8 protein-coding genes are annotated in these 11332 nt (G+C 63.6%); all 8 read right to left on the minus strand.

Annotated features, from left to right (window positions below; translation table 11 throughout):
* Nucleotides 1–4055, minus strand: a 4055-nt coding sequence (gene rpoC, locus F4Z81_09200) for a DNA-directed RNA polymerase subunit beta' (protein ID MXW05226.1), incomplete at its 3' end; no start/stop codon positions are given.
* A 112-nt stretch (nt 4056–4167) separates the two neighbouring features.
* A complete protein-coding gene (gene rpoB, locus F4Z81_09205; protein ID MXW05227.1) occupies nt 4168–7965 on the minus strand; it encodes a DNA-directed RNA polymerase subunit beta in 3798 nt (1265 codons plus the stop codon).
* Between the two features lie 123 nt (nt 7966–8088).
* Nucleotides 8089–8466: a 50S ribosomal protein L7/L12 gene (locus tag F4Z81_09210; protein MXW05228.1), complete on the minus strand. Its 378-nt coding sequence runs from the start codon at nt 8464–8466 to the stop codon at nt 8089–8091.
* A 67-nt stretch (nt 8467–8533) separates the two neighbouring features.
* A complete protein-coding gene (locus tag F4Z81_09215) occupies nt 8534–9070 on the minus strand; it encodes a 50S ribosomal protein L10 (protein MXW05229.1) in 537 nt (178 codons plus the stop codon).
* A gap of 66 nt (nt 9071–9136) precedes the next feature.
* Nucleotides 9137–9835: a 50S ribosomal protein L1 gene (locus tag F4Z81_09220; GenBank protein ID MXW05230.1), complete on the minus strand. Its 699-nt coding sequence runs from the start codon at nt 9833–9835 to the stop codon at nt 9137–9139.
* Nucleotides 9836–9862: 27 nt separating this feature from the next.
* Nucleotides 9863–10288 (minus strand): 50S ribosomal protein L11, encoded by a 426-nt coding sequence (gene rplK, locus F4Z81_09225; protein ID MXW05231.1) that lies wholly within the window; start codon nt 10286–10288, stop codon nt 9863–9865.
* A gap of 9 nt (nt 10289–10297) precedes the next feature.
* A complete protein-coding gene (gene nusG, locus F4Z81_09230) occupies nt 10298–10834 on the minus strand; it encodes a transcription termination/antitermination factor NusG (protein MXW05232.1) in 537 nt (178 codons plus the stop codon).
* 28 nt (nt 10835–10862) lie between these two features.
* Nucleotides 10863–11051, minus strand: a complete 189-nt coding sequence (gene secE, locus F4Z81_09235) for a preprotein translocase subunit SecE (GenBank protein MXW05233.1) — start codon at nt 11049–11051, stop codon at nt 10863–10865.
* Between the last annotated feature and the right edge of the window lie 281 nt (nt 11052–11332).

Below are 11332 nucleotides of genomic sequence, written 5' to 3' on the forward strand. Positions count from 1 at the left end.
TGGCTGTACCGGTCCAGCCCCGTACCCGCGGGAATCAGGTGACCCATGATCACGTTCTCCTTCAGTCCGAGGAGCGCGTCCCGCTTGCCCTGGATGGCCGCTTCGGTCAGCACGCGCGTCGTTTCCTGGAAAGCCGCCGCGGAGACGAAGCTCTCGGTACTCAGCGCGGCCTTGGCGATACCCAGCAAGAGCGGCTGGTTCGTCGCCGGGTCGCCGCCTTCGCGCAGCACGCGGTCGTTCTCCCACTGGAAACGGGTGCGGTCCACGGCCTCACCCTTCAGAAACTCCGTGTCGCCCGGGTCGTCCACCTTGACCTTCTGGAGCATCTGGCGCACGATGACTTCTACGTGCTTGTCGTTGATGCTCACGCCCTGCATGCGGTAGACTTCCTGGATCTGGTTCACCAGGTATTCCTGTACGGCGTTCACCCCCTGGATCTCGAGAATGTCGTGGGGGTCGATGGACCCTTCGGACAGGGGTTCGCCCGCCTGCACCCGGTCGCCGTCGCGTACGCTGAGATGGCGGCCCTGGGGGATCAGGTATTCCTGTTCCGACCCGTCGTCGGCGCGCACGAGGAGGCGGTGGGAGCGCCGGACGATGCCGGCGACCTTCACGACGCCGTCCACCTTCGCCACCGTGGCGGGGTCGCGCGGCCGGCGCGCCTCGAAGAGTTCGGCGACGCGCGGCAGGCCGCCGGTGATGTCCCGGGTCCTGCCGATGGAGCGCGGTATGCGCGCGAGGACCGTACCGGGCTGCACGTGGGTGCGTTCGGTATTGCTCTGGTCCGTGAACTCGGTGACGAGCAGGTGGGCGCCGGTGGGCAGGTTGTATTCATCCTTCTTCTTGCCCTTGGCGTCCGCGATGTAGATACGCGGATGGAGCGCCCGGGAACCCCGGTTCTCCGTGATCACCTTCTGCCGCATGCCCGTGGTGTCGTCCAGCTGTTCACGAAGCGTCTCTCCCGCCACCACGTCTTCGAGCTGCACTTCGCCGGCCTGGACGGCGATGATCGGGATGTTGTAGGGGTTCCATTCGAACAGGGCCTGGTTCTCCTCGACGACGTCGCCGTCCTCCGTGAGCATGACCGCGCCGTAGGGGATGAAGAAGTGGGCCCGCCGGTTGTCGTCGGCGTCCAGGATGGTGATTTCGCCGGCCCGACCGATGACGACGGGGAGGCCGTTCTCCTGGGTGACGGTCTCGACCGCGGTAAAGACGGCCTTGCCCGCCTGCTTCGTGGTAATCTTGTTCTGCGTGGCGTCGCGGCTCGCGATCCCGCCGATGTGGAAGGTGCGGAGCGTCAGCTGCGTACCCGGCTCGCCGATGCTCTGCGCCGCCATGACGCCGACGGCCTCGCCCATTTCCACCATGGAGCCCGTGGCGAGGTTCCGGCCGTAGCACCGGGCGCACACGCCGCGCTTGGTCTCGCAGGTCAGCACGGACCGGATGTGCACGGTTTCGCTCATCTCCGCATCGGGATCGGCCGAGTACTGCACGCCGCCGCGCTGTTCGATGAGGTCGGCGACTTCCTCGTTGATCTCCTCGCCGGCGGCCGTCAGCAGTTCCCGCGTGATGGGGTCGTAGATGTCGTCCAGCACGACCCGGCCCAGCACCCGGTCGCCCAGCGGTTCCATGACGTTCTCGCCCTCCTTCAGGGCGCCGATCTCGATGCCTCGGATCGTGCCGCAGTCCGCCTCGTTGATGATCACGTTCTGCGCCACGTCCACCAGCCGCCGGGTCAGGTAGCCGGCGTCCGCGGTCTTGAGGGCCGTGTCGGCCAGTCCCTTGCGCCCGCCGTGGCTGGAGGTGAAGTACTCGAGGACCGTAAGCCCTTCCTTGAGGTTGGACAGGATGGGCGTCTCGATGTACTCGCCGACCTGTCCGACGACCTTCCGCTGGGGCTTGGCCATGAGGCCGCGCATGCCGCACAGCTGTCCCACCTGGTCCAGCTTGCTCCGCGCGCCGGAGGCCATCATCATGTAGAAGGGATTGAAGCCGTCGTCCGACTCCTCGAGCGTGGTCTCGACGACCTCGTTCAGCTTGGTCCGGGTGTGCTGCCACACGTCGATCACCTTGTTGTATCGCTCGCCCTCGGTGATGGCGTGGCCCTCGTACTGTTCCTGAATGGACTGCACCTCGGCTTCCGCGTCACTGATCATCTGCGCCTTCTCGTCTGGGATGACCACGTCGTCGATGCCCGAGGTCAGGCCCGAAAGGGTCGCGTAGTGGAAACCCAGCCGCTTGACTTCGTCGAGGAGCACGCACGTGCGGTAGTTCCCCAGCTGGCGGTATACGGTGGCCACCATGTCCCGGATGGCCCCGCTGTCGAACACCTCGTTCTGGAAGCCGATCTCCGGGGGCAGGATCTGGTTGAAGATGACCCGGCCGACGGTCGTTTCCATCATCTTGCCCTCGTGGCGCAGCTTGATGATGGCATGGAGATCCACGAGGTCGTTGTCGAAGGCGAGCATCACCTCGGAAACGCTCGAGAAGATCTTGCCTTCGCCCCGGCAGCCCGTGAGCTCCTTGGTCAGGTAGTAGCACCCCAGGACGATGTCCTTGCTGGGCGCGCAGATCGGCTGCCCGTTCTTCGGATCGAGAATGTTGTTCGAGGACAGCATCAGGACCCGGGCCTCGATCTGGGCCTCGAAGGACATGGGGACGTGCACCGGCATCTGGTCGCCGTCGAAATCGGCGTTGAAGGCTTCGCAGACGAGCGGGTGGATGCGGATGGCCTTGCCTTCCACGAGCACCGGCATGAAAGCCTGGATACCCAGCCGGTGCAGGGTGGGAGCCCGGTTCAGCAGGACCGGGTGGTCCTTGATGATCTCTTCGAGGATGTCCCAGACCTCGGGCTCCTCGCGTTCCACGATCTTCTTCGCGCTCTTGACCGTCTGCACGAAGCCCCGGTCTTCCAGCCGCTGGATGATGAAGGGCTTGAAGAGCTCCAGGGCGATGTTCTTGGGCAGCCCGCACTGGTGGATCTTGAGCTCGGGTTCCACCACGATGACGGAACGGCCCGAGTAGTCCACCCGCTTGCCGAGCAGGTTCTGGCGGAAGCGCCCCTGCTTGCCCTTGAGCAGGTCCGAGAGGGACTTGAGGGAGCGGTTCCCGTCGCCCCGCACGGCCCGCGAACGCCGGCCGTTGTCGAGCAGCGCGTCCACCGCTTCCTGCAGCATCCGCTTCTCGTTGCGCAGGATGACGTCCGGCGCGCGGATCTCGAGCAGTTTCTTGAGCCGGTTGTTCCGGTTGATGACGCGCCGGTACAGGTCGTTGAGATCGGAGGTGGCGAACCTTCCGCCTTCCAGGGGCACCAGCGGCCGCAGGTCGGGAGGGATGACCGGCAGCACTTCCATGATCATCCATTCGGGCCGGTTGCCGTCGGAGTCCGGTCCGTTGGAGTTCCGGAACGCCTCGACCACCTTCAGCCGCTTCAGTGCGTCGTTCTTCCGCTGGACCGAGGTTTCCATCCGTACCCGGGTCCGCAGTTCGACGGAAAGCTCTTCGATGTCGATCTCGGACAGCAGGCGGCGCAGGGCGCCCGCGCCCATGTCCGCCTCGAACTCATGGCCCGCCTCCTCGAGGTCCATGAAGGTGTCCTGGTCGATAATCTCGCCGATCTGGTACTCGGTGTCTCCCGGGTCCAGCATGACGTAGGACTCGTAGTAGATTACCCGTTCCAGGTTCCTGATGGAGAGGTTCAGCAGGTTGCCGATGCGGCTGGGGGGCGACTTGAAATACCAGATATGGCAGACCGGAACGGCCAGCTCGATGTGTCCGAGCCGTTCCCGCCGCACCTTCGCCTGCGTGACTTCCACGCCGCAACGGTCGCAGATGACGCCGCGGTAACGGATCCGCTTGTACTTGCCGCAGTTGCACTCCCAGTCCTTCACGGGACCGAAGATGCGTTCGCAGAAAAGGCCGTCGCGTTCCGGTTTGAAGGTCCGGTAGTTGATGGTCTCCGGTTTCGTCACTTCCCCGTAGGACCACCTGCGGATCGTTTCGGGGGAGGCCAGTTGTATCCGGATCGTGCTGCGGTTCTTGGGCTGCTTGTGCATTAGATCGACCACTGGTGACACCTCCTGATCATTATCATCGCTGCAAGCCTCGGGTCGGCATGTCGGCGGCCGGAGTCCCTCCGGGAACGCCGCTCGTGAGGTGTAAACCGTTTCATTCTTCGAGCTGGACGTCCAGGGCCAGGCTCTGGAGTTCCTTGACGAGGACGTTGAAGGATTCCGGTATCCCCGGTTCAGGCGGGTTGTCGCCCTTGACGATGGCCTCGTACAGCCGGGAACGGCCGTTGACGTCGTCCGACTTCACGGTCAGCATCTCCTGCAGCGTGTACGAAGCGCCGTAGGCCTGCAGGGCCCAGACCTCCATTTCGCCGAAACGCTGGCCGCCGAACTGGGCCTTTCCGCCGAGCGGCTGCTGCGTAACCAGGGAGTAGGGACCGATCGACCGGGCATGGATCTTGTCTTCGACCAGGTGGTTCAGCTTCATGACGTACATGTAGCCGACCGTGACTTCCTTGTCGAAGGGCAGGCCCGTCTTGCCGTCGTAGAGCGTACTCTTGCCGGATTCGGGCAGGCCGGCGTCGTCCAGCGCGTTCTTGATTTCATCGATGGACGCCCCGTCGAACACCGGGGTCGCGATATACCTGCCCTCTTCCCTGGCGACCCATCCGATGTGGATCTCCATGATCTGGCCGAGATTCATCCGGCCCGGCACGCCCAGGGGATTCAGGATGATATCGATGTGGCGCCCGTCCGGCAGGTAGGGCATGTCCTCTTCCGGGACGATCTTCGCCACCACGCCCTTGTTCCCGTGCCGGCCGGCCATCTTGTCGCCCACGGAGAGCTTTCTCTTCTTGGCCACGTACACCTTGACCAGTTGAATCACGCCGGGGGCCAGTTCGTCGCCGCGCCGGATCTTCTCCTGCTCGCGTTCCAGCTGGTTCTCGATTTCCCGGATGTTCTTGGCCGAAGCCTGGATGACCTTCCGGACCTGTTCGTTCAGGGCCGCGTTGACCACCCACCGCTCACTCTGGATGACCCGGTCGAATTCGAGTTCCGCCAGCCGGCTGTCCGTGTATTTCCGCTTGGCCGGGACCACGACTTCGTCCGTCTCGCCGTCCCGCAGCTCGACGCACACCTTGCCCCTGAGCAGTTCCTTGAGCTTGTCGTTGCGCGTCTCCTTGACCTGGTCGATGCGCTGCTGGTAGTCGCGCTCGAGCTCGCGCAGGGTCTCCCGTTCCTTCTCGCGGGCGACGCTGTCGCTGTCCTTGCGGCTGTAGAGGCGGGTATCGATGACGATGCCCTGCATGCCCGGAGGCGCCTTCAGGGAAGCGTCCCGCACGTCGCCGGCCTTCTCGCCGAAGATGGCGCGCAGCAGGCGTTCCTCCGGAGACAGCTCCCGTTCGCCCTTCGGGGTCACCTTGCCCACGAGGATGTCGCCGGGCCCCACCTCGGCGCCGATCCGGATGATGCCGGATTCATCGAGGTTGCGGACGGCGTCCTCGCTCACGTTGGGGATCTCGCAGGTGAACTCCTCGGTGCCCACTTTCGTCTCGCGGGCGGGAAGCTCGAACTCGGTGATGTGGATAGAGGAGAAGATATCCTGCTTGACCAGTCTTTCGCTGACGACGATGGCGTCTTCGAAATTGTATCCTTCCCAGGACATGAAGGCGGTCAGCACGTTGCGGCCAAGGGCGAGTTCACCCTGGTCCGTGGCCGGCCCGTCCGCGAGCACCTGCCCCGCTTCCACGCGGGCGCCGGTCTGCACGATCGGCTTCTGGTTGATGCAGGTCTCCTGGTTGGATTTCTTGAACTTGGTCAGCGGGTACACGTCGGGCGGCGTGTCGAAGAGATCGGAATCGTCGGTCTCGTCCGGCGTCACCGTGATCATGTCGGCCGAGACCTGCGTCACGGTCCCGCTCTGCCTGGCGACCACCACCGCGCCGGAATCCACGGCGACCTTCCGCTCCATGCCGGTGCCCACGAGGGGCGCCTCGGTGCGCAGGAGGGGTACCGCCTGCCGCTGCATGTTGGATCCCATGAGGGCCCGGTTGGCGTCGTCGTGTTCCAGGAAGGGGATCAGGGCCGCGGACACGCCGAGGATCTGCTTGGGCGAAACATCCATGTAGTCGACCTCTGCGGGGTCGACCAGCTTGATGTCGCCCTTGTTGCGCGTGGGAATGCGGCCGACGATGCGTCCTTCGTCGTCCAGCGAAATCGCCGCCTGGGCGATCATGTAGTCCTCTTCCTGATCGGCCGACAGGTAGTCGATCTTCTCGGTGATCCGGCCCTTCTCCACCCGGCGGTAGGGCGTCTCGATGAAGCCGAACCGGTTGATCCTGCCGTAGGTGCCCATGTAGGCGATCAGGCCGATATTCGGACCTTCCGGCGTCTCGATGGGACAGATGCGCCCGTAGTGGGTATGGTGCACGTCGCGGACCTCGAAACTGGCGTGCGACCGGTCCAGGCCGCCCGGACCGAGCGAACTGAGCCTGCGCTTGTGCGTCAGTTCGGCCAGGGGGTTGGTCTGCTCCATGAACTGCGACAGCTGGCTGCTGCCGAAGAACGCCGCGATCACCGAAGAGACCGTCCGGGCGTTCACCAGGTCCTGGGGCGTGATCGAGTCGGCGTCGTGGAGGCTGATCCGGTCACGGATGGTCCGGGACATGCGGGTCAGTCCGGTATTGAACTGCTGGGCGAGGAGTTCGCCCACGGACCGCGTCCGCCGGTTGCCCAGATGGTCGATGTCGTCCGTGACGCCTTCGCCCCGCCTCAGTTTCAGCAGGTAGTCGATGATGGCGATGAAGTCGTTCGACGTCAGGATGGTCGTATCGATGGGCACGTCCAGGTTCAGGCGCTTGTTGAGCCGGTGGCGCCCGACGGCCGCCAGGTTGTACCGCTTCTGGTTGAAGAACATGCGGTCCATCAGGGCCTGGGCCGTTTCCAGGTTGGGCGGATCGCCCGGCCGCAGCAGGCTGTACATCTTGGACAGCGCCTCTTCCGACGTGGCGGTCGTGTCCTTCTTGAAGGTATTGGCCAGGACATCCGGTTCCCGGGTCGGGTCCATCCGGACGATCTTGACCTTGCCCGGGTGACCGTTCCCTTCGGCCAGACGTTCGGCCAGCGCTTCCGTCAGCGGTTCGCCGCTCTCGGCAATCACCTCATCGGTCTTCTTGTCGACCACCTTTGCGCCGATGCTTCGGCCGACGAGTTCGCCGGTCTTGTTGGCCCGGACGTCGTCGAATTCATAGAACAACTGGTAGATATCTTCGTTGCTTTCGTAGCCCAGGGCCCGCAGCAGCAGCGTCACGGGGAATTTCCGCTTCCGGTCGATGTGTACGAAGAGCACGTCGTTCACGTCCAGGCTGAACTCCAGCCAGGTGCCGTGCTCAGGAATGATGCGGGCGGAATAGAGCTGCTTGCCGTTGGGGTGGGTCTCTTCCGAGAAGAACACGCCGTAGGAACGCTGCAACTGGGATACGATGACCCGTTCGGCGCCGTTGATGATGAAGGTGCCCTTCTCCGTGATCAGGGGGAGCTCGCCGAGGAATACGGTCTGCTCGATGATGTCCTTGACCTTCTTGCTGTCGGCCTTTGCGTTTTTGCTGTCGCCCTTCGTGTTTTTGCCGTCCCCCTCCTCGCGGATCACCAGGCGCAGCCGCGCCTTCAGGGGGATCGCGTAGGTCATGCCCCCTTCCAGGCACTCGAGAACGGTGTACTTGGGCTCTCCGAGCATGTACTCGATGAATTCGAGCGAGAAGTGCTCGTGGATGTCCGTGATGGGGAAAATGTCGAGGAAAACGGCCTGCAGGCCCTGGTTCCGGCGTTCGGAAACGGGCACGTCGGCCTGCAGAAACGCGTTGAAGGAATCTATCTGGACCGCCAGAAGATTCGGCATTTCGATGATGGAGGGCAGTTTGGAATAATCGTGGCGTGTGATCTGGGTATTATCCATCGGCTGACCACTTCCTTTCGGCAGGTAGGTGAATAGTACACGCGGACACAAGGCAACGACCCCGTGCGCGTGACGGGATCGCCGCACATGCCGCGCGGACCCGGTCCTGACTTACCTTCCCGCCTATTTGAGTTCGACTGTTCCGCCCGCTTCTTCGATCTGCTTCTGAATGTCGTCGGCTTCTTCTTTCGGGACGCCCTCCTTCAGTGCGCCGGGAACGCCGTCAACCAGTGCCTTGGCCTCTTTCAGTCCCAGGCCCGTAATCGCGCGCACGACCTTGATGACCTGGATCTTCTTGTCGCCGAAACCGGTCAGCACGACGTCGAAGCTGTCTTTTTCCTCTTCCACCGGCGCGGCCGCGTCTGCGGCGCCGGGTGCGGCGACAGCCACCGTCGCCGCGGCTGAAACACCGAACTTGTCTTCGAGCGTCTTCACGAGATCATTCAATTCCAGCACCGTCAGCTGTTCAATCTGATCTACGATATCGGACACGGCCATGATGCTTACCTCCATTGGATTTAAGGGATACTGCCGTTAATGTTCTTGATCTTCTGCTCAGCTCTTCTGCTCAACGCTCCTGCTGCGAAGCCTTCTGCTGCGAAACGGCCGACAGGGTGCGGACCAGGCCGCTCAGCACGCCGGACAACGTGAACACCAGGCCGTTGATCGGCGCGGCGATGCCGCTCACCGTCTTGGCCAGCAGCTCGTCCCTGCCGGGCAGCTTTGAAAGCGTCACGGCCTGCGCGGCGTCGATGATCTCGCCGGTCAGGAACCCGCCCTTGATGCGGGGGCGTTCTTCGTGGTCCTTGCCGAAATCGATGAGGATCTTCGCCGGGGCCACCGGGTCGGCCGACAGGACGAGCGCCGTCGGTCCGTCCAGGGTCTCGCCCAGGTCGGGCAGGCCCGCGTCCGCGACGGCGAGGCGCGTCAGCGTGTTCTTGATGACGCGGCATTCCACGGACTCTGCCCGCAGCCGGCTTCGAAGTTCGGTTACCTCGCCGACGTCCAGGCCGGTGAGGTCCGTCAGGTACACGCTTTCGGTTTCCTTCAATCGCGTCGACAGATCCTGGACGATCTGCTCTTTAACGGCACGCGGCTGGGGCATGGTGTCGAGACTCCTTTGATTTCAACGGCTTCCGGGCCGTCAACGGCTTCCGGGCCGTGGATGCGTCTACGCCTCGCGGGCCGCCGCCTGGCGGTCGACCTGTACGCCGGGTCCCATGGCGGAGGAGACGGTAAGACGCCTGATGTATTGCCCTTTGGCGGATGCAGGCTTCGCCCGCATGACCGCGTCGATGAACGTCGAGGCGTTCTCCGTCAGCTGCTCCACGGAGAAGGACACCTTGCCCACGGGACCGTGCAAGTTGCCGTTGCGGTCCACGCGGTATTCGATCCGGCCCGCCTTGACTTCCCGGACCGCGGGACCGACGTCGAAGGTCACGGTGCCGCTCTTCGGGTTGGGCATGAGGCCCCTCGGACCCAGTACGCGGCCCAGCTTGCCGACGTCACGCATGATATCGGGCGTGGCGATCACGACGTCGAAATCGGTCCAGCCCTTCTCGATCTGCTCGATGTACTCGTCGGCGCCGACGTAATCCGCGCCGGCCTCCTGGGCGTCCTTCTGCGCTTCGCCCCGGGTCAGCACGAGTACCCTGGTTTCCTTCCCCGTTCCGTGGGGCAGCGCGATGGCGCCCCGTACCATCTGGTCCGCGTGGCGGGGATCCACGTTCAGCCGCATGGCCACGTCGACGGTCTCGTCGAATTTCGTCTTCGAGGTTTCCTTGACGATCGTCAACGCGTCCTCGAGGGGATAGTCCTTCCCCGCTTCCACTTTTTCCCTGGCGGCCAGGTAGCGCCTGCCTCTTTTCATGGCCCATCTCCTTGCGACTTGCCTCGGTTAGCCTTCCACCTCGATGCCCATGCTGCGGGCCGTGCCTTCGATCATGCGCATGGCCGCTTCCGTATCCGCGGCGTTCAGGTCCGGCTTCTTGAGCTCGGCGATCTGCCTCACCTGGTCCCGCGTTACCTTGCCGACCTTCTCGCGGTTGGGTTCGCCCGACGCCTTCGCCAGTCCGGCCTCGCGCTTGAGCAGCACCGCGGCCGGGGGCGTCTTCGTGATGAAGGAAAAACTGCGGTCGGCGTACACCGTGATCACGACCGGTATGATCAGCCCCATCTGGTCATTGGTCTTCGCGTTGAAGACCTTGCAGAACTCCATGGGATTGACGCCGTGCTGGCCGAGGGCCGATCCTACCGGCGGCGCCGGATTCGCCTGCCCGGCCGGTACCTGGAGCTTGATCACCGTAGATATCTTCTTTGCCACAGCACCCTCCTACGTGACGTGGGAGACCTGGAGGAAATCGAGTTCCACCGGGGTCGCGCGTCCGAAAATGCTCACCATGACCTTCAGTTTCTGCCGGTCCGGATGTATCGCTTCCACCACGCCGGTAAAATCGGTGAACGGTCCGTCCGTCACCTTGACCTGGTCGCCGGTCCGGTAGGGGATCTCCACGCCTTCTCCCTTTTCCTTGTGCGGCTCGTCCCGGTGCAGAATGCGGTTCAGCTCATTCTCCCGCAGGGGCTGCGGCCGGGGCCCGCTCCCGACGAAATGGGTAACGCCCGGCGCGTTGGTCACCAGGTGCCAGGAGTCACGGTCCATCTCCATTTCCACGAGGACGTAGCTCGGGAAAAGCTTGCGTATGGTAGACGTTTTCTTCCCCTGCTTCATCTCTACGATTTCTTCGGTAGGGATGAGGATCTCGCCGATCTTCTCTTCCAACCCTTCCCGGACCTTGAGTTTCTCCAGGTGGGTCTTCACCTTGTTCTCGTGACCCGAGTAGGTATGAATCACGTACCAGCGCTTGTCCATTGATCACCTCATCATAGGTCGCTACGCGTCAGGCTCCGAGCAGACGGCTCAGTATGATGGACAGGATGAAATCGATCACGCCGGTGAAGGCGGCCAGGATGAGCGTGATGATGATGACCACGGTCGTCGAACCGATCAGTTCGTTCCGGCTCGGCCAGCTCACCTTGGAGAGCTCCGTCCTCACTTCCCTCAGAAAGTCCACCGTTCGTTCGTACATGATCCCTGCTTCGTTCGGTTGCGCCGGTCCGCCCGACCTGCGCCGTTCTTTCCCGCGTGCCCGCGCGCATGTGCGCACCGCATAAAAAGGCAGGCCGGAACCGTGTTTTCCGCTCAGTTCGCGTCGCCGGCCTGCGGTTATGCGCGTCTTCTATGTCAAGTTCATCCGGACCAGCCGGGGGGCGGCGCTTCGGCCGCTCCGTCCGGTGTCCTGTCTATACCTGCCGTGCTACTCGATGACTTCGGTGACGACGCCCGCGCCGACGGTCCTGCCGCCTTCGC

This window comes from Gemmatimonadota bacterium, assembly GCA_009835325.1.
GTDB lineage: Bacteria > JAAXHH01 > JAAXHH01 > JAAXHH01 > JAAXHH01 > JAAXHH01.

Bases quoted from the DNA above. Each gene is read 5' to 3' on its own strand.
- nusG (MXW05232.1), bottom strand. From the start codon at position 10,834: ATGGACAAGCGCTGGTACGTGATTCATACCTACTCGGGTCACGAGAAC.
- F4Z81_09215 (MXW05229.1), bottom strand. From the start codon at position 9,070: ATGCCCCAGCCGCGTGCCGTTAAAGAGCAGATCGTCCAGGATCTGTCG.
- F4Z81_09220 (MXW05230.1), bottom strand. From the start codon at position 9,835: ATGAAAAGAGGCAGGCGCTACCTGGCCGCCAGGGAAAAAGTGGAAGCG.
- rpoB (MXW05227.1), bottom strand. From the start codon at position 7,965: ATGGATAATACCCAGATCACACGCCACGATTATTCCAAACTGCCCTCC.
- secE (MXW05233.1), bottom strand. From the start codon at position 11,051: ATGTACGAACGAACGGTGGACTTTCTGAGGGAAGTGAGGACGGAGCTC.